Below are 25,260 nucleotides of genomic sequence, written 5' to 3'. Positions count from 1 at the left end.
GACTGCCCGATTTTTTATCCTCTTAATAGTCTCATTTGTGTCTGAGCCCGGACACTGTTCAAATGGAAAACAGGCGCCCACAAACGCGCTAGGCGATCGGATAAATATTCCAGCGGCTGCATAAAATTTTGCCAAGTCTGGGTGGCGCTGGACGCGGTCTAGTTTTGCAATTTGATTGCGGTTGCAATTCAGCATATAGTCCACCGCAGGTTTGATATGCTCGGGTTTGATTTCGTTGCAGCGCAGCCAGCCGCTAACATCCAGCAGCGGATTATTATTTTCCATTTCAAGTTATTAGGGCAAGTTATTAAGGTGTGGTTAAATGTCTGAGAGGTTTGATTTTATCGTCATTGGCGGCGGAAGCGGAGGTATCGCATCTGCCCGGCGCGCCGCACAATATGGCGCGAAAGTCCTGCTGATCGAATCCGGCCCTCTGGGGGGAACATGTGTCAATGTGGGTTGTGTGCCGAAGAAAGTAATGTGGACAACCTCCCAAATAAATGAAACTCTGGAGTCAGCGAAAGATTACGGCTTTCGCATCGATCGACTGGGGTTTGACTGGCAGACGATCAAGCAAGCAAGAGACGCTTATGTGTCCCGATTAAATGATATTTATGGACGCAATCTTGATGACTCCGGGGTATCGCTCATTCGCGGAAAAGCCAGATTTAGCTCTGGCAATGGCATTGTGGTGAATAGCGATGAATGCCATGCAGACCATATCCTTATCGCCACCGGGGGAGCGCCCAGCGTGCCGAATATGCCCGGCGCCGAACTCGGGATTACCAGCGATGGTTTCTTTAAACTGGCACATCAGCCGAAAAAAATTCTGGTCATTGGCGCTGGTTACATCGCCACCGAATTGGCCGGCTTGATGCATGGGCTGGGCAGCGAAGTTTCCATGCTATTACGCAAGGACAAACTGCTCAGGACTTTTGATCACGATGTGCATGAGATGGTTATGGCGCAAATGCAGCAAAGCGGTATTGAGATAATGACCAAAATAGCGTTGCAATCGCTGGTAAAAGGAAACGATTCTCTGGGGTATCGTGATAATGAAGGCAATGGCACGGATGAATTTGATTGCATCATCTGGGCGATTGGACGACACACTAACATTGCCAGTCTAAATCTGGAAGTTGCCGGCGTTGAAGTGGATGCGCGCGGGCGTATACAGACCGATGAGTTTCAAAACAGCTCGGCGAAGGGCATCTATGCGGTGGGCGATGTTACTCACAGAGCCCAACTCACCCCGGTTGCCATCGCCGCCGGTCGAAAACTTGCCGACCGATTATTCGATAATCAGACTGATGCAAGACTCGACTACGAGAATATCCCGACGGTTATTTTCTCCCATCCGCCGGTCGGCAGCGTGGGTTTGTCGGAAGCCGAGGCACGGGCAAAATATGGTGAGAATGAAATTAAAATATACAAGAATTTTTTCATCGACATACACTACGCTGTCACCGAACACAAACCGCGCACACTGGTAAAACTCATCGTCCACGGCGCGGACCAGCGCGTGGTCGGCTGTCATGTTGTCGGTCGCGGCGCCGATGAAATGATACAGGGCTTTGCCGTAGCGGTTAAAATGGGTGCAACCAAACAGGATTTTGACAATACGGTGGCGATTCATCCGACTGCTGCCGAAGAGTTGGTGACGTTAAGGTAATCGAAGACGATGCCGGGTTGTCGGCGGGCGGTTTCGTTCGTTTATTATATTTTAAGGATAATTTTCGGCGCCGGGCATTTGCCTTGCAACAGATTTTTGAAGGCGCGCGCGCCGTTTGCCAGCGGTCGTTGCTCCAACCAACCAAGCTCGCCCAATGCGCCGCTGTGGAGCTTGCCGAGGGCGATGCGTAAATCGTTCGGGGTATAGGTGTAGCTGCCGATGAAGGTAATTTCCTGTAGCGTCATGGCGCGCACATCGAGTTCCCCTTCGGCGTTGAGCAAGCCGATGTGCACGATCACCCCGCCGGGACGGATGCATTGGACGCTGGTGGTGCGGGTGGTTGCACCGCCGACGGCGTCGAAGACGACATCGAATACGGCGGCAGCGGGTCGGTCGGCCAGCGGGTCGAAGACGCGCAAGCCATCGCCCCGCCAGCCGCCGCGGTCGCGCACCGCATCCCGCCGTAGCGCGTTGGTCTCGGCGAGGTGGACTTCGCCGACGCCCTTGTCTTGTAGAATCAACGCGCACAACAAACCCACCGAGCCGCCGCCGATGACCAACGCGCGGGTTTCGCTTATCGACCTTGCCAAGGATTTTTCCGCGAGGGCGACCGCGTGTAGCGCGGTTGCGGCGGGCTCGGTCAGCGCGGCTTTGTGCGCGTCCATGCCCGGCGGCAACGGGATCAAGTTGCGCTCCGGAATGGCGATTTGTTCGGCAAACGCGCCGGGGCGCACCATGCCGATCAAGTCCCGTTGCGCGCACAGGTTTTGTCGGCCGCCAAGGCAGTCGCGGCATTTGCCACAGGTGATCAACGGGTTGAGCAAGACTTTTTGACCGGATTGCGGCCCCTGCATGACCGTGCCAACCGCTTCGTGACCCAATATCAATGGGGGAGTGCGGCGCGCATCATGACCAAGATAGGCGTGCATGTCCGAGCCGCAGATGCCAACCGAATCGATGGCGATGAGCGCGTCGCCGGGGCCAGGGCGGGGCGGCGGCTCATCCCGGTAGGTCATTTCCTCGTTGGCGGTGTAAACCAGGGCTTTCATGGGGCAACTATACACTTAACCACGCCTAACTCCACAGCCGCGCAGTCCGGCAGCCAGTCAAACCACGCCAGTTTGGTCTTTTGATTTTCCGGGGCCATTACTTCGCGGTATAGCCGCCATCAACGAACAACGTCTGGCCGGTGATGTAACCGCTGGCCGGGGAGGCGAAAAAAATCGTGGCGCCGAACAGGTCGGCCATTTCGCCGTTGCGCCCGATGGCGGTGCGCGCGGCTTTCTCGGCGGCTTTTTCCGGGTCGTCGAAAATCACCCGGGTCAACCGGGTCGGAAAGACCCCCGGGGCGATGGCGTTGCAGGTGATATGGTGCCGCGACCAGGCTTCGGCCATGGCGCGCGTGAGTTGACGCACCCCGCCTTTGGCGGCGCCGTAGGCGAGGCCGTTAACATCGGCGCGCACGGATTGCAACGAGGCGATGTTGATGATTCGGCCGTAGCGGCGTTGTTTCATGCCTTTGACAAATTCCCGGCTGAAAAAAAACGGCGCCGACAGGTTAAGGTGCAGGGTTTGATTCCAGTCCGCCACGGTTACTTCGTCCACCGGCTGGCGCAGGTTGATGCCCATCGCATTAATCACGCCGTCCACCTTGCCAAACGCCCGCTCGCACCGATGCGCGGTGTCGGCGACGCTGGCAAAGTCGGTGAGGTCGGCCGCCACCACCGAGGCGTTTCCACCGGTGCCGCTGGCGTGAATTTCTTTGGCGGCGTCCTGCAGTTCCGCTTCGCGCCGCGCCACCAGCACCACCGATGCCCCGGCGGCGGCGAGGAACCCCGCCATGGCGCGGCCAATGCCGCTGCTTGCGCCGGCGATGACCATTACCCGCCCGTCGAGGCCGAATTGTGATTGAATGTCGAGCGCGGGCATACCGAAGGCGGGCTTGTCAGAGCAAGGCGGATGAAGTCAGCGCACGGCCGGGCGGCGGGTTAATGCCCAAGATCAAACTTTTCGCCGGGGAAGTACTTGGCCAGCCGGTCGTCGCCGGTGAGGGCGTGGCCGTGCATACCTTCGGCGCGGGATATTCTGGCGGTTACCGCACCGACTTCGCGATTGGCTCCCTCGGTCATGCGTTGCCAGGTCAGCACCTTGATGAACTTGCCGACGCTGAGTCCGCCGGTGTAGCGCGCCGCGCCTTTGGTGGGCAGGATGTGGTTGGTGCCCGAGCACTTGTCGCCATAGGCGACCGTGGTTTCCTCGCCGAGGAACAGCGAGCCGTAGTTGCTTAAATGCCGCAACCACCAGTCGAGGTTTTCACAGTGCACTTCCAGATGCTCCGGCGCGTATTCATTGCTGACCCGCACAGCTTCCTCGGCGCTCTCGACCACCACCACCTCGCCGTAATCCCGCCATGAAGTTTCGGTTGTCGAGCGGTTGGGCTGCGGCAGTCGTTCAATATAGGCGGGCATAAGTTCCATGACTTTTTTCGCCAGCGCCGCCGAAGTGGTGACCAACCAGGCCGGTGAATCCGGCCCGTGTTCGGCCTGACCGACGAGGTCCGAGGCGACCAGTTCGGGGTCGGCGGAATGGTCGGCAACCACGAGAATTTCAGTCGGGCCGGCGAATAAATCAATGCCGACGCGGCCATATAAAATGCGCTTGGCTTCGGCGACGAAGCGGTTTCCGGGGCCGACGAGAATGTCCGCCGCATGTCCGGTGAAATGCCCAAAGGCCATGGCGGCGACGCCCTGCACGCCACCCAGGGCGAGGATGGTGTCGGCACCGGCGAGGTCGGCGGCGTACAAAATCGCCGGATGGACGCCGCGGTCTTTGTGGGCGGGGGAGCAGGCGACGATGTGTCTGACCCCGGCGACCTTTGCGGTGGTGATGCTCATGATGGCCGAGGCGATGTGGGCATAACGCCCGCCGGGCACGTAGCACCCGGCGGTGTTCACCGCGATCAAGCGCTGGCCGGCGAACAGGCCGGGGGACAATTCGGTTTCAAATTCGCCCATGCTCGCGAGTTGCGCCTCGGCGAAGCGCTTGACGCGGGCGTGAGAAAACTCGATGTCCTCCCGCGTTTGCGCGCTCAACGACGCGCCCGCCGCGTTGATTTGCTCGCGGCTGACGACGATGTCCTGCTCCCAGCCGTCCAGTTCGCGGGCGTATTCTTTGACGCGCGCTTCGCCGCCTTGTTCTATTTCGCGCAGCATGTCCTGTACGAGTTTGCGCGTGTCGTCCTCGCCAGTGACGGGGGTGTTTTGCGCGCGTTTGATATGCTGGATGGTCATGGCGTTGGCTTCGTTGGCGGCATTATACAGAGTTCACAACTTTCATACCGCCACAACCGCGGCGCCGAGGCTGTCGAAATCTGGCTCCACGATGTGATTACTTGCGCGGTTTTCTTCGGTTTCTTTGAATAAGGCGCCTGATTGACATGGGTAGACGGCGCATGACTTTCTGCATCGGCGTCAATTCCATGAATTCATCTGCATTAGGCAGATTAGACAACCAAAAGCCAATCCTGGCTTGATGGGTCCTGCCCACCATCATTTGCCTTGGCGTAACATAATTGGTGAATCCGGCAGTGCTTAATTCGGCTTTTATTCTCGCTTCCTCCGAGCGTTGCGAAGGTATTTTGCAGATGTCAAAGTCAACCATCAAGTTCGATAGCAAATGGATGCCCCCTTGAATCAAATCGCGCAAAATCAGAACTTCGCCGCCTTCGCAGTTTAGTTTCATCACCGCCAAATCGTCTTGCTTGACATGCTCTTTTATGAACGAACTTGCCCGAACAAACCGACACTTTGCGCGCTGGCTGTCATCAATATCCTGTTTATCAGCGAAAAGGCTCGCCCCCATTCCTTCGCCGTATAAATCCCGCATGTCGTCGAAGTCAGCCAAGCCGAAATTGTGCAGTTCGACCCAATCCTGATATTTATTTTTGAGCATCTCGTAGCATTCCACTTGGCTCAAAGCAGTGAATGATGTCGAAGCGATAATTCGGCTTCAATACTTCGTCAAGCGTCTCTCCCAAATGACCGCCTACGTCGAGGAATATCTTCATCACTGCCCGTACAAATACGTCGGCAGCCATAATGCGATTTGCGGGAACAATATGATCAACAACAAGCCGACGATCTGAATGCCCATGAACTGCATCATGCCGGCGTAAATGTCCTTCAGGTCCCATTCCGGGACCACGCCCTTGAGGAAATACGCCGACAGCGCCACCGGCGGCGATAGCCACGCGGTTTGCAGGTTGACCGCCACCAGGATGCCGAACCACACCAGGTTGAAGCCGAGTTGCTCGACCACCGGCAGCAGGATGGGGATGATGATGAGCACGATGGGCACCCATTCCAACGGCCAGCCGAGGACGAATATCAGTGCCATGATCATCAGCAGAATGGCATACGGCGGCATGTCCAGCGTCAGCAGGTAATTGGTCAGCATGGTCGGCGTGCCGAGCCGCGCGAACACCGCGCCGAAGAAATTCGAGGCGGCCACCAGTATCAGGATCAACGCCGAGATTTCCAGGGTCTTGATGAGCGCGTCCTTGAAGCCGGTCCAGGTCAGTTTGCGATAGGCGGCGGCCAGCAGGAAGGCGCCGAACGCGCCCATGCCGGCGGCTTCGGTGGGGGTGGCGAACCCCAGCAGGATGCTGCCGAGGGCGAAGCCGACCAGCGCCGCCGGCGGAACCAGCCCGAAAAAGAATTCCTTCCACACATACGCCATCGACTTCGGCCGCATCTCTTCGGGCAGTGCCGGGCCGAGGCTGGGGTTGAGTTGGCAGCGCAGCAGAGCATACAGGGTATACATGAAGGCGAGCAGGAATCCGGGGATGATCGCCGCCGCGAACAGGTCGGTGACCGGCACTTCTAGGATCGGCCCCATGACCACCAGCATGATGCTCGGCGGAATGAGGATGCCGAGGGTGCCGCCGGCGGTGATGGTGCCGGCCGCCAATTTAGTGTCGTAGCCGGATTTGTTCATGGTCTTGGCGGCCATGATGCCGAGGATGGTGACCGAGGCGCCGACGATGCCGGTGGCGGCGGCGAACACGGTGGACACCAGCAGAACGGCGACATACAGCGCGCCCTTCAGCCTTGATAAGGTCAGCAGCACGGCGTTGAACAATCTTTCCATCAGCCCGGCTTGCTCCATCAAAATGCCCATGAAGATGAACAACGGCACCGCTGCCAGGGTTTGCTCCAGCATCACGCCGGAGAACTGGAAGGTCATCAGGTAAAACACCAGTTGCCCGAAGCCCCACAGGCCGAACGACATGCCCAGGAAGATGAGGGTGAAGGAGATCGGGAAACCGATGAAAATCGCGAACAGCATCACCGCGATCATGATGACGCCGATGAACTCCGGCGGCAGGTTGATCACGTAGTCAATCATACCGGCCACCTTCCGCGGCGTGCCGCGTAGAGGCTTTTCAAGGTTTCCGAGATGCCTTGGATTAACAACAACAACGCTCCGACCGGCAACACCGATTTGATCGGCCCCATATAGGGCATCCACGCCGTGTCCATGCCGCGCTCGCCGCGGTCGATGGCGACCCAGGCGTAATCGATGGAAGTCCACATGAACACCAGCAAGCCGGGGAAATAAAACACCAGATACAGCGTCGAATCGACCGTGCCTTGAACCCGCACCGACCAGTTGCGATACAGGAAATCGGCTCGGATATGCACCCCCCGAGAAAGCGCGTAGCCGGCGCCGAGCATGAACAGCGCGCCGTAAAACATCCGGCTGATGTCGTAGGCCCACATGGTCGGGGCGAGGAAATACTTGCGCGCGATGACCTCATACACCATGGACACGCACAACGGCACCAGCATCCAGCACACCGCGCGGCCGATCCACAAACTCATCAGGTCGATGCGGGTGATGGTGGCGGCCATCCACCGAGGCATGTCGTCGGGGAGTTTGCCCGGCGCGGTGCCGCGCCGCTCGGCGATTAGCTCATCGGCGATCTCGAGTTTGCTGGGGTCGATTTCTTCGACCATGGTTTTGCGTAGATTGAGGTGGCTTTCGCTAGCGGGGTGAAAAAATCAACGGGCTTGCCGTTGATTTTTTCGCGACTCATCTATTGACTACTTCCCATCCACAAACGCCTTGCCCAGTTTAGCGTTGGAAGTCTGCGCCCCGGCCCAGAACGGCACCGCGATCTCGGCGAAGGCTTTTTGCGAATCCCAGACCTGCTTGAAAAACGCGTTTTCCTTCGAGTTTTTCTCGAGGCTGGCCTTGGCCGCATTCATATATAGGGGGAAGTAATCCTCTGGCGTATCGTGCAGGATAACGCCCCAATTTTCGACCAAGTCCTTGAGGGCTTTGCCGTTTTCAAAAATGCGATAACTCAAGGAGCGAATCAGCGAGGCATCCGCCGCCACTTCCATCGCCTTTTTCTGGTGGTCGGTCAACTTGTTCCAGACATCTTTGTTGATATACATGTCGGCGTTCACCACCACTTGGTGGAGGCCTTGCAGATAATAGTGCTTGAGCACTTTCTGGAAGCCGAACACGCTGTCGGGCTTCGGGCAGCACCACTCGGCGGCGTCGATCACGCCTTTTTCCAATGCTGGCAGAATGTCGCCGCCGCTCATGGCCACCGAAGCGACGCCAATGTCGTTGTAGGTTTGCCCGGGGATGCCCGGCGGCGTCCTGAAACGGTATTGGCGGAAATCCTCCATGCTCTCAATCGGCTCCTTGAACCAGCCCAGCGCCTCCGGTCCCACCGGCTGCAGCATCAAGCCCTTGATGTTCAAGCCCATCTCATCCCACAGTTGATCGTAAAGCTCGCGTCCGCCGCCGTTCATATACCACGAAATGAAGGCGATGTTGTCGATGCCGACTCCGGCGCCGGCGACCGGCGAGCCGAACAGCATGGCGGCGGGATGCTTGCCCGACCAGTAATGCGTCCACGCGAAGCCGGCTTCCACCAAGCCCTTGTCGACGGCGTCGAGAATGTCGCGGCCGCTGACGATGGCGCCGTCGGGCAGCACCTCAATCTTGATTTCGCCGTTGGTCAGCGCCGCCACGTTGGCGGCGAAATCCTTGACCATGACGATTTCATCCGCCTTGGTCGGCAACACCGACTGCACGCGAATCGTAACTTCCGCGAAAGCCGCGCCCGCGGTCGATAAAAGCGTGGCCAGCATGGACAGGCCGGCCATTCCGCCGGCAAACAAGTTGGAACGTTTTAACATCTCAGTCTCCTATTTGTTGGTAGTTGGTAATTGCTCCGGGGAGCGAGTGCACGAAAAATAAACAGGTTGCCCCATGACAGGACCATGGGTATTTTGGTTTATCAGGGTTGCTTTTTCCTATTCCCTTGAATAAATACGGCGGCCCAAGGTTGTCCTCCCCATGCCACGAAAGCGCCACCGCCAATGCCGACGAGGCCGATTGTCAGGGCGCAAATTTGCCCGAAAAACCTTTCGGAAAAAATAAAAGAATTAACGCGATGTTCTTCACTGCGACGATGATTTGCCTCAACCTCGGTTTGTTGTAACACCCAATCCGCGGCATCCGGCTTGAATGTGCGCAACTTCTCGAGTTGTGAAACCGGGATGATGGGGCTGTCCGTATCGTGTTGCTGGTACATAATCTCACCTCCGCGCCCCTTGATGTGGGTTTTACTGCCCCGCGCCATACCTATTCACTGAATAGTTCAGGTCACCGGCAACCTTGTCAAAATCCTCTCGCAACGAGTGCGCATCCCGCGCAAAATCGCCTCTTTTCGGGATGTGGTATTCCCGTCGGGGAGCAATTACCAGCACGTTGGCGACACCACGCAAGAAGTTATCCCAGTGGTTTGTTTTGGTGGAAATTCGCTTCGCACCGTGTTTTGTTTTCCCCGCCATTTGATTTGCCTCATTTTTGGGCCGTGGTTATGTACTGGCTTATAACACAAAACCGCCCCAATTATGCACTTGCGATACAACTTCGTGAGCACAAATTCCCGGTGACCCAGGGCCTCCGCCGCGGTCAGGCGGCCGTTGCAGGTTCGGATTACCATGTCCAGCAGGGCGTCGCCGCACTTATGCGACACCCAGACATCTGAAAGTGGGCATTCCTCGCGCTGGTATTCCGAGGCGATATGTACATATTCCTTGGCCGTGCGGCTGGCTTCGGCGATGGTGTTGATATCGCCATAGCGTTCGATGGAAAAACCAGTCACCAGTTTACCGGTTTTGCCGATGCCGTCGACGATCACCCGGGGCCATTCGGGTTCGATGCCGATGACCACCACCGCCGCCACATTGGGGTTCGCACCGGTGCTAATCAGGGTGCGAAAATGCAGTTCGAGGTCCTCGCCGAATTGCAGCCTGCCGTAGGCATGGGGAATCGCCAAGGCGCCCCGGATATTGTTGGCAACCGCCTTGCAAGCGGCGTTGGAAAGATCGTCCAGCGGCAGGATAACCACGTGATTGCGTATCCCGACGCGGCCGTTTTCGCGCTTGAAACCAAAAATATTCGGCGTGTTCATGCTCGGTCTCAGGTTACCACTTTCTTGTTTTAGTATTGTGGACGTGCAGGTGAGCACCCACCGTAATGTCCGTGCTGGCGCGGCCAATTACTTCGCCATACTTGATCACATCGTCACCTTCGGCAATCTCTTTTAAAGCAATTTTGTGCCCCAGAGGAATCGGCTGCGTGGCGGTAACGGCAACGATTTTATCGGTTTCCATGCACCAGCTACAAAGACGCTGCCGGGTTTCGACTTCTTCGACCACCACAACACCGACATCATCGCGTTGGTCGTGAACCAGAAAATCCGGCGGATTTGCTATAGTCATGCATTCCTCGTTGATTAAAATACTTGTATCTTATATAAGATGGTATTAAGATGGTATAAAGGTAGCAACCTGTTCTATTAATGTAAAGCACAAAATCAGGATTATCAGTGGAGCACAGCACAAAACCGTTCACCAGCCCGAACTTCCGCCCGTTATACTTACAGGTCAAGGATATAATACTGCAGCGGTTGGCAAAAAATGAATTCAAACCGGGTGACCTGCTACCCAGCGAACCGCGCCAAGCGGAGATGCTCGGAGTCAGCCAGGGAACAATCAAAAAGGCATTGGATGAACTTGTCGGCCAGAACCTGTTGGTTCGGCATCAGGGTAAGGGAACCTATGTGGCAACCCACACGGTTGACCGCGCCCTGTTTCATTTTCTCCGCCTTACCAATGACAACGGTCACCGCTTATTACCGGACAGCAGAGTGGTATCTCTGTCGAAAAACCGCTCTACTATTCAGGAGCGCGACAAATTGTGCCTTGACAAAGGCGGACAGGTTATTCGTATCACCCGGATTCGGATGCTCGACAGCGACCCGGTCATTCATGAATGCCTGTCGCTGCCCGCCAACCGTTTCAGCGGTCTGGAAAATCACGCGCCGGCCGAGTTGCCGAACACCCTCTATCGGTATTATGAGTCCCTGTTTCACCTAGCGGTCATCAACGCCACCGAAAAACTAAAAGCGGTTGTTGCCGATGAAAATGATGCCAAACATTTGGGTATCGAATGTGGCCGGCCATTGCTTGAAATTGACCGGGTTGCCATCGGCTATGAAAACATCCCGCTTGAATGGCGGGTCAGCCGATGCAATACCGCTCATTATCACTACTTGACCGACCTTGAATAAGTTGGAGCAAAAGACACCACAGAGGCGGTCGTTTGGGTTGGCGAGTATCCAGCCGCAATCATTCGACAACGAAAGCTCCAAGCGTTCGGCTGGCTCGGCGCAATTTCAGCATGCAGGGCAACCCGTTTTACGCCGAGGATACCATTTGGGAAACGGCTGAATTGACCGATATATTCAGCTTTTGAGTCGCCAATGTTGCTTGATCATCGCCGCGCATTTCTCACCGATCATAATCGTCGGTGCGTTGGTGTTGCCAGAGGTGATGGCGGGCATGATGGATGCATCCGCTACCCGCAGACGGTCTATTCCATGTACGGTTAGCTGGCTGTCCACCACCGCCATGGGGTCTGAGGCAGTGCCCATTTTGCAGGTGCCGACCGGGTGATAAATCGTGGTGGCGGTATGACGCGCATGTTCCAGCAACTCTTCATCGGAGCGGATGTGAATCCCCGGATCGTATTCTTCGGTGATGAGGTCTTTGAGCGCGGGCATGCCAGCGATTTTCCGCGATAGTTTCATGCCAGCGATAACAACCTGGCAGTCAAGCTCGGTGCAGAGGTAGTTGGGTTGCAATGCAGGATATTGCTCAGGATCCGGGGACTTGATCTGCACATTGCCACTGCTGGATGGTCGCAGTTGACAAACCGACGAGGTGAACGCAGAAAACCGATGGGTGCCTTGGCCGGGGCTATCCGAACTCAGCGGTTGAAAGTGGAACTGAATATCCGGCCGCGCCACAGCGGCATTGGAGCGGGTGAATATAGCCACTTGGCTGGCCGCCATGGCCATCGGCCCGCTGCGGCGCAACAGATATTCCAGCCCCATCAGCAACTTGCCAAACGAGCTGTTGATTTCGTCATTCAGGGTGGCCTGTCGGCATTTGTACACCGCCCTAATTTGCAGATGATCCTGCAGATTAGCGCCCACCCCCGGCAATTGCAAAAGTGCTGGAATCTCCAGCCGCTGGCTCAGTTCGCCGGCGCCGATGCCGGACAGCTGAAGAATTTGTGGCGAGCCAATCGCCCCGGCAGACAAGATCGTTTCGCACGCCGCGCCGGCCATTCTGATTTGCCCCTGATGGAGATACTCGACCCCGCTGACTCGACCGTTTTCGGTCACCAAACGGGTAACATGCGCGTTAGTTTTGACCGTCAAATTCGCGCGCTTCAACGCCGGGCGCAGGTAGCCCACCGCGGTGCTGCAACGTCTGCCGCGATCGCTGGTCAACTGAAAATAACCGACGCCTTCCTGAACGTCGCCGTTGACATCGTTGTTCGGAGGGACGCCGGCCTGCACCGCGGCGGCGATAAAGGCATCGGTAATTTTTCGGCGGATGCGGATATCGGACACCTTCTGGGGGCCGCCGACGCCGTGGAATTCGTCTTCTCCCCGTTCCTGATCCTCGGATTTTTTGAAAAAGGGAAGCACGTCGTGAAACGACCATCCTGGGTTGCCCGCCGCCGCCCAGCCATCATAATCCTCGGCCTGCCCGCGCACATACAGGAGGCCGTTCAGGGAACTCGAGCCGCCCAGCACCTTGCCCCGGGGCCATTTTATCCGGCGGCCGTTCAAGCCGGGGTCCGGCTCGGTAACATAACACCAGTCAAAGCGGGGGTCGTGCATGGTCTTGAAATACCCCACCGGAATGTGGAGCCAGGGGCTGGTGTCCCGGGTTCCGGCCTCCAGCAGCAAGATGCGCTGGTCGGGTATTTCGCTCAGGCGGTTTGCCAGCACACAACCGGCCGAGCCGGCGCCGACCACGATGAAATCAAATTGATCGCCGGCTTGGTGCATTTCGAGGATAACCGGCTTTCGCAAAGGCGCGAGCGCTATGCCGCTCTTTGCGTTTTTTTAAGATGCACCAATAGCAACGATATGGCAGCCGGCGTTACCCCTGGAATTCGGGCTGCTTGTCCAATTGTTTGAGGTCGGGTGGCACTTAGTTTTTGTTGCGCCTCGGCGGACAGTCCGTGCGCATTTGCATAGTCGATATCGTCCGGTATCGCCAGGTTATCGCTGTTCTTCTGGCGTTCGATTTCCGCAGCCTGACGTTCAATGTAGCCGCTGTATCTGGCTTGTATTTCGAGTTGCCGAATACTTTGTTGATCCTGCAACGGCGCATCAAGCCGGGCTAACTCGACCAGGCCTTGATAATTCACTTCCGGTCGTCGCAACAAATCCATCAAATTGGCCTCTCTTTGCAAGGGTTGGCCCAGTATTTTTTCAATCGTCGCCGCATCTGTGTTATCCGGACGAACCCAGGTTTTCTCCAATCGGGTTTTTTCTTTATCGATGTTGTCGCGTTTTTTGTTGAACGCCGAAATTCGCCGGTCATCGACAAGCCCAAGCTCATAGCCTTTGTCGGTCAACCTTAAATCCGCATTGTCCTCCCGCAGTTGCAACCGATATTCGGCGCGGGAGGTGAACATCCTGTAAGGTTCGGCTGTGCCGCGGGTAATCAGGTCATCGATCATGACACCGATATACGCTTCGCTTCGAGCTGGACACCAGGGTTCACGTTGCTTGATTTTCAAAGCCGCGTTTAATCCGGCAATTAACCCCTGCCCGGCAGCTTCCTCATAGCCTGTGGTGCCATTGATTTGCCCTGCGAAAAACAACCCGTGAATACATTTGGTTTCCAATGAGCTTTTTAATCCTCGTGGATCAAAAAAGTCATACTCAATGGCATAGCCGGGTCGGGTTACCATTGCGTTTTCGAATCCCTTTATAGATCTTACGAAATCAAGCTGAACATCAAACGGCAAGCTGGTTGAAATGCCATTGGGATAGACCTCGGTGGTGTTCAGACCCTCGGGTTCGATAAAGATTTGATGGCTGTTTTGATCAGCAAATCGCACCACCTTGTCTTCGATTGAAGGACAATAACGCGGGCCCACGCCTTCAATGGCACCGCCATAGAGCGGCGAGCGATGCAAGGCGTTGGTTATAATGTCATGGGTTTTGGTATTGGTGTGCGTGATATGACAGGAAACCTGGCGCGGATGTTGAGCAACATCCCCAAGAAACGAAAATACCGGAACCGGGTCGTCACCAGGCTGTTTATCCAGATAAGTATAGTCGATTGTTTTGCCATCTATACGCGGGGGTGTTCCGGTTTTAAGTCGGTCAACATTCAGGGGCAACTCTCGCAAGCGATTGGCCAGGGCTAACGAAGACGAATCTCCCGCCCGGCCGCCTTTTGAATTGTCCATCCCGACATGGATTTTTCCATTTAGAAAAGTCCCGGTAGTCAAGACCACAGCAGACGATTCAAATTCGATGCCCAGTTGAGTTCGCACGCCCTTTATTTGCGCCCCTGCTACGATCAAATCATCCACCGATTGTTGAAACACGGTTAAATTTTGCTGATGTTCCACGGCCTTGCGAATGGCCATTTTATATAACGCCCGGTCGGCCTGCGCCCGAGTGGCCTGAACCGCTGGCCCCTTGCGGGAATTCAATATCCTGAAGTGGATGCCGGCCTCATCTATTGCGCTTGCCATGATGCCGCCCAGGGCATCAATTTCTTTGACGATATGACCCTTGCCGATTCCGCCGATGGCCGGGTTACAGGACATTTGCCCTATGGTTTCAATGTTATGGGTAATCAACAAAGTATTGCACCGCATCCGCGCTGAGGCCAGCGCGGCTTCTACACCGGCGTGACCGCCGCCGATGACAATGACCTCAAAAGATTCCGGGTATTTCATTAAAAACGCGGGGTTAAATAATGTCGTGTTTCGTTGCAGTCGGCTATTGAAAATAATAGTCGTATTTCCGATGAATTTCATCCATGAGATTCGAGGCTTGGCCATACGATAGTCCGCTGTTTTCCGGAATCACGACGCTGACATAAAACGCATCGCCGAATTTTTTTTTCAGCGTTTGCAATATCTGGTGCATTTGCTGCTCCTCGACGATTTTTCGGTCCGGCTGGCCCGGCTGTTTTATTTTATATTGCACGCCGGCACCAGTTTTTTCTATCCATATTCGCGCAATTCGTTTTCCTGCCGCGCTTCTTGCCGGCCTGATTAAATCGCGAAATTTGGCTTCCAGGGATTGGTACTCGTCTTGCAACGACTTGAATTGCCGCACCGAAGCCGCCGCTTGATCTTGTAATGCCGCATTCTCGGCCTTGCGTTGCGTAATTAACTTCGTAAGCGCTAATATTTCCTCGCTGGCGATGCTATATCTTTGTTCAACATTTTGGCTCAAGGTTCTCAATTCTGTCACTTCCTGAGTTAGCATTTCTTTTTGAGACCGGGCTTGTTGTAGTTGAGTCTCGGACTGTGCAAATTCAAACTGGGATTGCTGAAGATATAGTTTGACTTCAGCAAGCTGGGCAGAAACTGTATCAAGTTTTTCACTCAGTGATTGATTAGCGCCGGTCAGGCTGGAAATCTGTTCATTAGATTCTAATTTCAGCGCTGAAAATTGTTCACGCAAATTTTCGATTTGCAGGCTCAATGCCCGCTCGCTTTCAACCAATGTGCTGATTTCCAACCGCGCGGATTCTTTCTGTTGCTCAAGTAGCGTGTTGGCTTGTTGCAATTTCTGCCGTTGACTAATTACGGTTTCAAGATCGGCTTTTAATAATTTCTGCTCCAAAGATAATGCTGCAAGGCGTGCCAATTCCTCATCCAAATTAGCTTGCAGAGCATCTCTTTGACTTTTGGAATCATCCAGAGAGTGTTCGATTTGTATTAAACGCTCAACTAAATCTTGATTTGCCAGCGAGGCCGCTTCCTTTGCGGTAATGGTGGATAACAACTCCCGATCCAGGTCGAAATTGCGTACCATAATAACCACTAACGCCATTAAGAAAATCATCACGATTACGGTCATAATGTCGGTAAAAGACGGCCATACGCTGTCGTCACCGATGCCTCTGGCACCGTGACCTATTCGAAGATCAATAAAACCGTGGGTTTGTGACATTTAGGCTGCTTATCCGGGTTACTCGTCATCGGAGCGCAATCGAAAACCACGTTGCAGGATGTCTACCACTTCTTTCATGCTCTCAGAATTTTGGTTGGCGGCTTGTTGTTGTCGTTCTGCAATTTCACGAATCAGCGCCATCAGCACTTGGTTTTCGCTAGCGCTCTCATCCAGGTGCGGCAGTGCCCCCTTATCCACATAATCCCTGACCACGGGGTCCTGGTTGAGCTGTAGATGCGGCATCAATATTGTGGTGGTAACTTCTTCAATTTTGCTAATCAAAAAAGTCTGGGTATCGGTCAACTTGATATAAAAATAACCGAAGAACAAGTAGGCGATAATCGCAGTCATTGTTGTTGAAAGCGCTGTTGACATACCGTAAATCATGGTACTCAATCCGGATGCCTGGGCCGCTTCTCGACTGCCTAGCAAGCCCCCTGCCTGGCCACCGCTTTGCAGAATATCAGAAGCGCCAAGCAATGAAATTGAAAGCGAAATAATGGTCCCGAATACTCCGATAAGGATTAAAATATTATGGACAAATTTTAGAAAACTGTTTCGGCTTGATTCAGAAGCAATCAAAGTCGCGGCCAGGACGTTTTGATTGATATTGGCTCGGCGTTGAGTCAGCGATTTAAGGGTCAGGAATCGTTGCGCCACCACATATTCCTGCCGTATTCCAATCAAGGGGTCCGCATTATTCTTTATATTGGTTTTGAGAAGATTGATGGCTTGCTCTTGGTTGCGATACTCGAAAAACCGCTTGACCAGTTCGACCAAACCGCAGATAAACAGCAATACTATGCCGCCATTGACTGCCCATCCCACGGTATTCACCTGATTGGCAATATAGATCTGATAGATGATATGACGTTGCCAGACAATCACCCCTGCGAGCAGTGAAAATACTATAATCATTTGCAGAAGGATATTTCGAGTGTAGTTATAAGTTGGATTTTTTGTGGTCATTTTAATTCTTAAAGTAGCGGACAGAGAACGAATCTATATACCAGCCAATATTATCAGTATATTGTAAATTTATACAGATTGGTTTGTATAGTTGGTTCGACTGCGTTATTTGCCAATGCAAAATGAGTTGAAAATCATGCCCAGCAAATCATCGCTGGTTACTTCTCCGGTAATTTCGCCCAATGCTTTTTGACAAGCGCTCAAGTCATCCGCCAATAGCTCTCCTGCACGGAAGTTGGATTGCTGTTCCAACCCGCTGTGCAAATAGCCTTCGGCGCGCCGCAATGCATCGACATGCCGCTGCCTGGCAAGAAACTGGCTATCGTCGGTCTGACGAAAACCGGCAATTCGTTTTATCTTTTCTTTTAACGCCCACAAACCTTCACCAGTGAGCGCTGAGATATAAATTTCATTTTCTTGGGTTTCATTTTCCGATGCCGCATTTTCTGATGACTGCACCATTCTTTGGGTTAAATCAATTTTGTTCCTAACTAGAAGGACTGGAACTGATTGGTGCTGTCCTCCTAATAGTGTTTCCAGTAATAATGCGGCTTGAACATCATCGGTATTGGTGTCATCGACCACCAATATAATCAAATCAGCTTGCTGCTGAGCCTGCAACGCACGGCGCACGCCTTCGGCCTCGATTTCATTGGTGGTCTCGCGAATGCCTGCAGTATCTATAACCGCTATCGGCAACCCGTCTATCTCGATTATTTGGTCGAGTACATCGCGTGTGGTTCCGGGGATAGCGCTGACGATAGCCCGGTCTTGATTGGAAAGCGCATTTAACAAACTGGATTTCCCTGCGTTAGGCAAGCCCGTTAAAACAACTTTGAGACCATCACGCAGAAGCCTGCCCTGCTTCACCAATTCCCTCAAAGACTTGAACAGCAAACTTAAATTTTCAAGCTGTTCCACAACTTTGCCGTCTGCCAAAAAATCAATCTCTTCGTCGGGAAAATCGAGTGCCGCTTCGACGAAAATCCTGAGCTGGGTGACGGCATCTGCCAATTCATTGACTTTTTCGGAAAAACCGCCCTGCAATGACTTCAGTGCAGAACGCGCAGCCGACTCCGTGCTGCTTTCGATTAAATCGGCAATCGCTTCGGCCTGAGTCAAGTCAAGGCGGCCATTTAAAAATGCGCGTTCGCTAAATTCTCCCGGCCGAGCCAACCTGGCGCCCAGTTGCAAACATCGCCGCACCAGCATTTGCATAACAATCGGGCTGCCATGCCCTTGAAGTTCCAGCACATTTTCGCCGGTGTAGCTGTTGGGAGCCGCAAAGAAAAGTGCGATACCGCGGTCGATAGCCGAATTGTCGCTATCCCTGAAGTCGGCATAAGCAGCGAAACGGGGCTTTGGACATTGACCAACCAGATTCCTGGCGATAGCAGGCACGCCGCGGCCCGATAGCCGAACGATGCTTATCCCGCCCTTGCCCGGTGGCGTCGTGACAGCAACGATATTATCGGAACTGTGTAATACCTCAGATTCTGATTCCAGATCAGTTGCTCTGGTATTTTTGGGAGATGTAGTATTGCTGTGCAATGGAAAGCAGGTTATTCACAACCCAGTACAGAACCAGCCCGGCCGGGAACCACAAGAAGAAAATAGTGAATACAAATGGCAATGCCATCATAATTTTCTTCTGAATCGGATCAATCGGCGCCGGATTCAGAAAATGTTGCGCAATCATTGATGCGCCCATAATAATTGGCAGTACGAAATAGGGGTCGGGTACTGACAGGTCATTTAGCCAAAACATGAAGTCTGCTTGTCGCAATTCCACACTTTCCAACAACACCCAATAGAGCGAGATAAAAACCGGAATCTGAACCAGAACCGGCAAACATCCGCCAGCGGGATTCACTTTTTCAGATTTATACAGCTTCATCATTTCCTGCTGGAATTTTGCTTTATCGTCGGTATAACGCTCTTTCAAAGTCGCCATTCTCGGTTGCAGCTTTTTCATCTTCGCCATGGATTTATAACTGGCGGCGGATAGCGGGTAAAATATCGCCTTGACCAAAACAGTGAGCAGAATAATCGACCAACCCCAGTTTTCCACCAAGCCATGAATTTTAGTCAGCAGCCAAAACAGCGGACTCGCAATGGGTGTCAGCCAACCATAGTCGACCGTCAATTTCAGCGCTTTTACATTTTGTTCATCCAGACGGGCCTGCTCCTTGGGGCCGACGAATAGCGCGGTATTAACTACGCCTACGCCTCTTGCTGGAATGGTGACTGGCTGGGTTGTTTTATAACCAATGCGAAATTGCGGCTTGGCGGTATTGTTGTTGACACCGGAATACAGTTGGTAATTCTCTGATCCGGCCGGCAACCAGGCGGCAACGAAATAGTGTTGCAACATAGCAACCCAACCATCCGGGGTAGTCACATTCAGAACACCTTCGCGCATTTCGTCATAGTCAATTTTTTCGTATTTCTCTTGTTCGGTGTAAATTGCGGCACCGTTGTAACTCGGTAATCGGCCCAGAAAACCCATTGAACCTTCCTGCACAACCTCGGTTTGCTTTAATTGTCCATATGCAAATCCTACCCACGGTTGATCGCTATTGTTGGTGACTCTAAAATCCACCTCGATACGGTAACTGTCACGCTTAAAGTTAAATATTTTTTCGTAGGCGACTCCGTCCGCCGCAGTCCAGCTTAATTTCACATCAAAATTTTCGGCATCGCCGAGTTGATACTCAAACTGCGTCGCAGAAAACAAGACATTGTGGTTTGGATATTCGCGGTCATTTCCGATCAATCCACTTTGTGCAACGAACAAATCCGGGGCATCCCGGTGCATTAAGACAAACGGCTCATCGGGTGTATCAACACTGACCGGATGCTTAAGTAATTCCACCCTGATGAGATCCCCGCCTTGGGTGTCTATTTGGGCATTGATCAAATCTGTGGCGACATTAATGATTCTTCCACGACTCAACGCTTCTTCAACAACCGACTCGACCACATCGGTATTGTTACTATCCTGAGTTGCCACAACTTTCGGTGCATCCGGCACATCTTCGCTAAGCCTAGCGTTCGTTCCATTGCTGGCAATCGTACTATCAATACTTGGGTTTGCCTGTCGTTCATTTTGGAACTCTACCCAGGATTGCCAGATTATCACCAGCACCAAACCCAGTGCGGTAAACAGCATCATTCGTTGGAATTGCATTAATTTATTTTTGTTATGGGTTTTGTTGAATTTGCCAGTTGAATTTGCCAGTTGAATTTACCTGGGGCGCGTTATCGCAAAAAAATGGTCTGCTGCTTTTTGGTTTATTGCTTTTTTGTCTATTCAGGTTTCGGAACCGGGTCATAGCCGCCTTCATTCCAGGGATGACAACGACCGATTCGTTTGACCGCCAACCAACTACCGCGTATCGAACCGTGTTTTTCAATTGCTTCTACGGCGTAGCTTGAACATCCAGGTTGGAAGCGGCAGTGCCGCCCAATGAAAGGGCTAATCATAACCTTATAGATTTTAATTATCGCAATCAGTAATTTTCGCATTTTTCACTCGCTCTATACCACAACCTATCCAGCTCCACCCGAAGCGCCTGATTGACCTGTTCTGCACAACCTGCCTTGGTCACCACGACCAAATCAATCGCGGGCAGCTTGACCAGATGCAACCGGAAAGATTCCCTGATTTGTCGTTTAATCCGATTGCGCTGCACCGCTTTTTTGCTGACCCGCCTGGATACGGCCAGTCCCAGCCGCGGATGATCAAGCGCATTTCTGGTGGCATGAATACTAAAATATTTTCCGTGGATCGATTTTCGATGAGCGAAAACCGCGCTGAACTGGGCGCTATTCAGAAGTCTGCGTTGGCGTCCAAGGCTTGCCGCCACTTGCGGTCTCAGTCAACCTGTCTTATGCACTCAATCGAGTGCGTCCCTTAGCACGACGGGCATTGATAACCGCACGCCCACCGCGGGTACGCATGCGCTCACGAAAACCGTGGGTTCTTTTGCGCTTCACTTCACTGGGTTGAAATGTACGTTTCATGGCATTAATTCGAAGACCTTAAGGGTTGCGGAATCTAACCCTTTTGGCGAGAAAATTCAAGTAAAACAATAATTTTAGGGATTCCATCGAATAACAATTAGCTACCCTGCTAAGATCGCCTGCACGCGAGTGTTTTTGAAATAGCGTTTCCCGCCAAATATATAACTGTATGGGTATGCGCTGTAACACGCTGCGTCAACTTAAGGAAACTCTGATTTAAGGCGGTGACACTCAAATTGTCGAATTTTATTCTCAAGCATTTATTATCTGATTGGCGGGATTTCTTAATTGGCGGTATTTGTTAACGGTATTTGGCTTGTTTTTTACCGCTTGCGTGAGATGATAGCCTATCAACTTGAGCAACAGTCAGAGACGGTTTTCAGTGGTGGGATTGAAGTGGACGAAAGTTATTTTGGTGCTCGGAAGGGCGGGAGAGGTCGTGGAGCAGCCGGGAAAACCCCTGTATTCGGGCTGTTGAAGCGAGGCGGCAAGGTCATGCGAAGGTGATTGCTGATGCCTCGTCGGCGACTTCATACCCGATTATTGAGCGTAAGGCTGTACTGGACAGCATTGTCTATTCGGATTGTTGGAGGGGAGCCAATGTGTTGGATGTTTCGGACTTCAGACACTTTCGGATCAACCACGGCAGGCGGTTTGCCGAGCGTCAAAACCCCATCAATGGCATTGAGAATTGTTGGAATCAGGCAAAGCGTCATTTGCGCAAGTTTAACGGCGTGCCGAGGCGCCATTTTCCGCTGTTTTTGAAGGAATGCGAGCGGCGTTTTAACAACCCAAACCCACAAGAGCAATGACGGCAAATAAAACAATTGGTTAGGCAGAATTTAACTTAGTTATCTGGGTCAGCCCCTTAAGTTTTATTACCACTTGAAAGAGCGTGAATTCAGGTTCAATATGCGCCATGAAAACAGGCATCAATATCCGCTTAAATTGATCAGGGAAAAGTCCCTTAACGTATCTTGCACCTTATTTTATTGTCAGCATTCATTCTTTTACTAAAATCTGTGCAGTAAATATCGGCACAACCCAACCCCTCCCGCCAGAGCACCCCCCGCAAACTACTGCCCGGTTTTCTCCGCATACCAAAATCAATGCACAGGATGCTGATGGTCTCACGAACATCAACCGAATTCTCTCGTCCAAAATGTCAATAACCCATCATCTAATCCGCCCTCTTCCGCAACCGACTGTTTTACTGTCTGTCGAACAGATGACTGTGCCCGCACTGGAATATTTCATGCAACTGGCTCCATTCATTGCCGGGTTTCTATCAAATAGCCTGTGTTTTATGCTTCTTATACCAACCTGGCTTTGTTTATTCCGGTTTTCAATTTACCAAGTTAAAGCGCCTATCCACACATCATCCTCCACTTCAATTTCTTCAAGATTGTCACCATCGCCCGCGCGGTCGATCACAATAAAATCCTGGGTGTTGTTGAGCACAATCTGGAAATGATGCCAAGTGTTTTTTTTGATGTTTATTCCCTGGCGACCATTGGTTAGAAACAAAATTAGATCGTCGAAGTCCAATCGCTCCTCTATTCGCCCGGATGTTCGACCAACCAGGACTAAAAACGGCTGGTCGCACATTGGAATAAATCCCTGGCTACCCAACGGGTGGCGTTCCATCACTTTGACTTTGTGCGGCAAAGGTATCGGCGAGGTTCGAAATACGTTGACTATGGGGCGGCCACCCTGGTCGTTAGCATCAATAGTTAACAAATCGTGAAATCGAGTCGTTAGTCCATGATTGATTGATATTTGTTGTGCATAGTGTTCTAGTTCGGCCAACTCAACGACTTGACCGAATTGTTCAAAGCATTGTGCGGTCAAGGGTATCGGCCTCAGTTGCATCATCGATTCCGATTCACGATTCTATTTCAGCGGTTGGAGTGCGGCAAACATTCTCAATCGACTCACGCCGCCATCCGGGTAGATATTCAAACGGATGTGAGTAACCGAATCTGCGCTGATTATTTCATCGGCAAATTCATGTTCCTTATTGGCTTCCAATTTTACCTGCGGCAGCAGCTCCTGCCAGGTCTGGCTGTCGGCATCAATGGAATTCAAGTTTGCCAGAGCGAGATGGGCGCCCTGAATACTGCATCGGTCTGGGTAATTGCCTTTGAAATGCGCGGTATCGATTTCAATGCGCTTAATCTTGCCCGCCCTGGCCAGCGCGATCACTACCCAATCGTTGCCTGGCTCCCGGCGCCGACGTGTTTCCCAGCCATCCCCCATGTTCAGGCCGCGCCCCGGAGTGAGTAAATTGTTCATGCTGCCGAAATGCTCATTGTTGCACGCCAGCGCCACACCGCCATTTAACGCCGCGGCGATGTCAACCAACTCGCCTTGCGGGATTTTATCCCAGTTTACCTTCGGCTCGGCATAAACCCGCAATCTGGCAATGCCGCCATCTGGATAAATATTGACCCGAACATGCGTGTAGGTATCGGCATCATTGACCGCATATTGATGTTGGCTATCGCCATCGAGAACGCTTTGGGGAATTAACGCCTTCCAATTGGTTGCTTCATTCGGCTCGGAATCTTCTGATAAACATACATCTATTGAGGCGGCCGGCGGGTAATTGCCAGTAAAGTGGGTGGTGTCAATTTCGATGCCATGAATAACCCCTGGCTTCGCTAATTTAACGATACACCAGTCATGCCCCGGGGTGCGTTTTCTTCTGGACTCCCATCCGTCCATCCATTTACCATTGTCATCATATTTGCCGTCGATAAAAATCGGCGGTTGGTCGTTTAACATACGCCCCATCGCTGCGAAAAAATCATCGCTGCAGGAGATCGCGGTGGCGCCTAGTTTTGCAGATGCCAAATTTACCCAACGCCGGGCAAATTCATCCAACGTGAAATCACTCATGCGGGAAGTTTGCTCTCCAATGGTTAGCGATGTCAATTCTTCGAGCCACCCAGACTCGATTTTTTGCCAGTGCATAGTCCAAAAACCGAGCTACGGCGACTGCTCTGCCCGGCCGGCCGGCCAGGCGGCAATGCAATCCGATTGACATCATTTTCGGTGCATGGTCGCCTTCGTCGTACAAGCAATCAAAGGTGTCTTTTAAATAACTAAAGAATTGATCACCACAATTAAATCCCTGAGGGGTAGCAAACCTCATATCATTGACATCCAGAGTATAAGGCACCATCAGCAACGGGGTTTGGTATGCCGTAATCCAGTAAGGCAATTCATCAGCGTAACTATCCGCGCTATAAACGAATCCCCCTCGCTCCGCGGTAATCCGATGGGTATTAGGACTGATCCGGCCAAGATAGAACCCTTGTGGGCGATGGCCGGTAACTTCGGCGTGGATTTCGATTGCCTTCTCCAAGTGCTCTATTTCAATCTGTTCGGGTACAAATTGATAATCAATCCAGCGGTATCCATGGCTGGCAATTTCCCAATCGCTTTTCAGCATGGCATCAACCACCAGCCGGTTTCTTTGTAGCGCCATCGCCACCGCGAATACAGTGACAGGAATTTGCCGCTCTTCAAACAACCGATGCAGCCTCCAGAACCCAGCCCGAGAACCGAATTCATAGATTGATTCCATATTTATATGGCGCGCATTTTCATAGGCTTGGGCGCCCACAATCTCCGAAAGAAATGCCTCGGAATGGGAATCACCGTGGAGGATATTATTCTCGCCGCCCTCTTCATAATTGACCACAAATTGCAGCGCAATTCTGGCATCGTCGGGCCACTTGGGATGCGGCTGTTGTTGACCGTAGCCAACCATATCTCTGGGGTAATTCATAGGTTTCCTATTTTTCAATTACACACGGAACCCCACTGCCAATGCTGATGCGTGCTGCGCGGAGTAATGCAAGCATAGTCATGGCCTTATCCCAACATTCAAAGCCGCCGATGAAAAGCAATGATGCAACGTTTATAAAAAGAGGAAGTTAGGCCGCAAGACTTTGAGGTTGTAAAAACAACCTGTTCTTCGCCGCAT

General features: G+C 52.7%; 23 protein-coding genes and 3 pseudogenes. 3 read left to right on the top strand and 23 right to left on the bottom strand.

Features of this window, described 5'->3' with window-relative positions:
- Positions 1-14: 14 nt before the first annotated feature.
- Positions 15-134: pseudogene (locus ACPXXB_RS03300) on the bottom strand (hypothetical protein); the annotation flags it as partial.
- A 188-nt stretch (positions 135-322) separates the two neighbouring features.
- Between ACPXXB_RS03300 and gorA the strand changes: the two are divergent.
- The gene (gene gorA, locus ACPXXB_RS03295) at positions 323-1,672 is read left to right on the top strand and encodes a glutathione-disulfide reductase (RefSeq protein ID WP_423909296.1); all 1,350 of its coding nucleotides are present in this window, start codon (positions 323-325) and stop codon (positions 1,670-1,672) included.
- A gap of 44 nt (positions 1,673-1,716) precedes the next feature.
- Here gorA and ACPXXB_RS03290 read toward each other — a convergent pair whose 3' ends face one another.
- The 10 genes and pseudogenes from ACPXXB_RS03290 to ACPXXB_RS03245 form a co-directional block, all read right to left on the bottom strand.
- Entirely contained in the window at positions 1,717-2,736 is a 1,020-nt protein-coding gene (locus ACPXXB_RS03290) for an alcohol dehydrogenase catalytic domain-containing protein (protein WP_423909293.1), read from the bottom strand.
- A gap of 82 nt (positions 2,737-2,818) precedes the next feature.
- Entirely contained in the window at positions 2,819-3,601 is a 783-nt protein-coding gene (locus tag ACPXXB_RS03285) for an SDR family NAD(P)-dependent oxidoreductase (protein WP_423909290.1), read from the bottom strand.
- Between the two features lie 59 nt (positions 3,602-3,660).
- Positions 3,661-4,962, bottom strand: a complete 1,302-nt coding sequence (gene hisD / locus ACPXXB_RS03280) for a histidinol dehydrogenase (protein ID WP_423909287.1) — start codon at positions 4,960-4,962, stop codon at positions 3,661-3,663.
- A gap of 97 nt (positions 4,963-5,059) precedes the next feature.
- Positions 5,060-5,623 carry a hypothetical protein gene (locus tag ACPXXB_RS03275; RefSeq protein ID WP_423909285.1) on the bottom strand — a complete coding sequence of 188 codons (564 nt, stop codon included), beginning with the start codon at positions 5,621-5,623 and terminating at the stop codon, positions 5,060-5,062.
- A gap of 114 nt (positions 5,624-5,737) precedes the next feature.
- Positions 5,738-7,078: a TRAP transporter large permease gene (locus ACPXXB_RS03270; RefSeq protein WP_423909282.1), complete on the bottom strand. Its 1,341-nt coding sequence runs from the start codon at positions 7,076-7,078 to the stop codon at positions 5,738-5,740.
- On the bottom strand, positions 7,075-7,689 hold the full coding sequence (locus ACPXXB_RS03265; protein WP_423909279.1) for a TRAP transporter small permease subunit: 615 nt from the start codon (positions 7,687-7,689) through the stop codon (positions 7,075-7,077). The genes ACPXXB_RS03270 and ACPXXB_RS03265 overlap by 4 nt, the downstream gene beginning before the upstream one ends.
- Positions 7,690-7,776: 87 nt before the next feature.
- Positions 7,777-8,889 (bottom strand): TRAP transporter substrate-binding protein, encoded by a 1,113-nt coding sequence (locus ACPXXB_RS03260; protein WP_423909276.1) that lies wholly within the window; start codon positions 8,887-8,889, stop codon positions 7,777-7,779.
- A gap of 101 nt (positions 8,890-8,990) precedes the next feature.
- On the bottom strand, positions 8,991-9,335 hold the full coding sequence (locus tag ACPXXB_RS03255; RefSeq protein WP_423909273.1) for a hypothetical protein: 345 nt from the start codon (positions 9,333-9,335) through the stop codon (positions 8,991-8,993).
- Positions 9,336-9,710: 375 nt separating this feature from the next.
- A pseudogene (locus tag ACPXXB_RS03250) lies at positions 9,711-10,172 on the bottom strand (UxaA family hydrolase); the annotation flags it as partial.
- A gap of 13 nt (positions 10,173-10,185) precedes the next feature.
- Positions 10,186-10,482, bottom strand: a complete 297-nt coding sequence (locus ACPXXB_RS03245) for a UxaA family hydrolase (protein WP_423909271.1) — start codon at positions 10,480-10,482, stop codon at positions 10,186-10,188.
- Positions 10,483-10,589: 107 nt separating this feature from the next.
- Here ACPXXB_RS03245 and ACPXXB_RS03240 point away from each other — a divergent pair, with 107 nt between their 5' ends.
- Positions 10,590-11,333, top strand: coding sequence for a GntR family transcriptional regulator (locus ACPXXB_RS03240; protein ID WP_423909268.1), 744 nt, complete (start codon positions 10,590-10,592; stop codon positions 11,331-11,333).
- Between the two features lie 174 nt (positions 11,334-11,507).
- Here ACPXXB_RS03240 and ACPXXB_RS03235 read toward each other — a convergent pair whose 3' ends face one another.
- From ACPXXB_RS03235 to rpmH, 9 genes are all read right to left on the bottom strand, one after another.
- Positions 11,508-13,127, bottom strand: a complete 1,620-nt coding sequence (locus ACPXXB_RS03235) for a GMC family oxidoreductase (protein ID WP_423910919.1) — start codon at positions 13,125-13,127, stop codon at positions 11,508-11,510.
- A gap of 35 nt (positions 13,128-13,162) precedes the next feature.
- Positions 13,163-15,043: a tRNA uridine-5-carboxymethylaminomethyl(34) synthesis enzyme MnmG gene (gene mnmG / locus ACPXXB_RS03230; RefSeq protein WP_423910916.1), complete on the bottom strand. Its 1,881-nt coding sequence runs from the start codon at positions 15,041-15,043 to the stop codon at positions 13,163-13,165.
- 43 nt (positions 15,044-15,086) lie between these two features.
- Positions 15,087-16,271 (bottom strand): hypothetical protein, encoded by a 1,185-nt coding sequence (locus ACPXXB_RS03225; RefSeq protein ID WP_423909266.1) that lies wholly within the window; start codon positions 16,269-16,271, stop codon positions 15,087-15,089.
- An 18-nt stretch (positions 16,272-16,289) separates the two neighbouring features.
- Positions 16,290-17,240 carry a hypothetical protein gene (locus ACPXXB_RS03220; protein ID WP_423909263.1) on the bottom strand — a complete coding sequence of 317 codons (951 nt, stop codon included), beginning with the start codon at positions 17,238-17,240 and terminating at the stop codon, positions 16,290-16,292.
- A gap of 105 nt (positions 17,241-17,345) precedes the next feature.
- The gene (mnmE, locus tag ACPXXB_RS03215; RefSeq protein WP_423910913.1) at positions 17,346-18,746 is read right to left on the bottom strand and encodes a tRNA uridine-5-carboxymethylaminomethyl(34) synthesis GTPase MnmE; all 1,401 of its coding nucleotides are present in this window, start codon (positions 18,744-18,746) and stop codon (positions 17,346-17,348) included.
- Between the two features lies 1 nt (position 18,747).
- The gene (yidC, locus tag ACPXXB_RS03210) at positions 18,748-20,430 is read right to left on the bottom strand and encodes a membrane protein insertase YidC (protein WP_423909260.1); all 1,683 of its coding nucleotides are present in this window, start codon (positions 20,428-20,430) and stop codon (positions 18,748-18,750) included.
- Positions 20,431-20,549: 119 nt separating this feature from the next.
- Positions 20,550-20,768, bottom strand: a complete 219-nt coding sequence (gene yidD, locus ACPXXB_RS03205; RefSeq protein WP_423909257.1) for a membrane protein insertion efficiency factor YidD — start codon at positions 20,766-20,768, stop codon at positions 20,550-20,552.
- Positions 20,753-21,109: a ribonuclease P protein component gene (gene rnpA / locus ACPXXB_RS03200; RefSeq protein ID WP_423909255.1), complete on the bottom strand. Its 357-nt coding sequence runs from the start codon at positions 21,107-21,109 to the stop codon at positions 20,753-20,755. The genes yidD and rnpA overlap by 16 nt, the downstream gene beginning before the upstream one ends.
- Positions 21,110-21,131: 22 nt before the next feature.
- Complete coding sequence (gene rpmH / locus ACPXXB_RS03195; RefSeq protein ID WP_423909252.1) at positions 21,132-21,266, bottom strand: 50S ribosomal protein L34; 135 nt, start codon at positions 21,264-21,266, stop codon at positions 21,132-21,134.
- A gap of 321 nt (positions 21,267-21,587) precedes the next feature.
- Between rpmH and ACPXXB_RS03190 the strand changes: the two are divergent.
- Positions 21,588-22,078: pseudogene (locus tag ACPXXB_RS03190) on the top strand (IS1595 family transposase); the annotation flags it as partial.
- Between the two features lie 538 nt (positions 22,079-22,616).
- Here ACPXXB_RS03190 and ACPXXB_RS03185 read toward each other — a convergent pair.
- The 3 genes from ACPXXB_RS03185 to puuE are packed head-to-tail and all read right to left on the bottom strand — an operon-like array spanning position 22,617 to position 25,062.
- Positions 22,617-23,141: an ureidoglycolate lyase gene (locus ACPXXB_RS03185; RefSeq protein ID WP_423909250.1), complete on the bottom strand. Its 525-nt coding sequence runs from the start codon at positions 23,139-23,141 to the stop codon at positions 22,617-22,619.
- Positions 23,142-23,159: 18 nt separating this feature from the next.
- A complete protein-coding gene (gene alc, locus ACPXXB_RS03180; RefSeq protein ID WP_423909247.1) occupies positions 23,160-24,167 on the bottom strand; it encodes an allantoicase in 1,008 nt (335 codons plus the stop codon).
- Complete coding sequence (puuE, locus tag ACPXXB_RS03175; RefSeq protein WP_423909244.1) at positions 24,160-25,062, bottom strand: allantoinase PuuE; 903 nt, start codon at positions 25,060-25,062, stop codon at positions 24,160-24,162. Before puuE ends, alc begins: the two co-directional genes overlap by 8 nt.
- Positions 25,063-25,260: the final 198 nt, after the last annotated feature.

It is taken from the genome of Candidatus Spongiihabitans sp. (assembly GCF_965237845.1).
Taxonomy (GTDB): Bacteria; Pseudomonadota; Gammaproteobacteria; order Arenicellales; family Poriferihabitantaceae; genus Spongiihabitans.
Note: the sequence above shows the minus strand (reverse complement) of the source record. Positions and strands in the feature narration are given on the sequence as shown.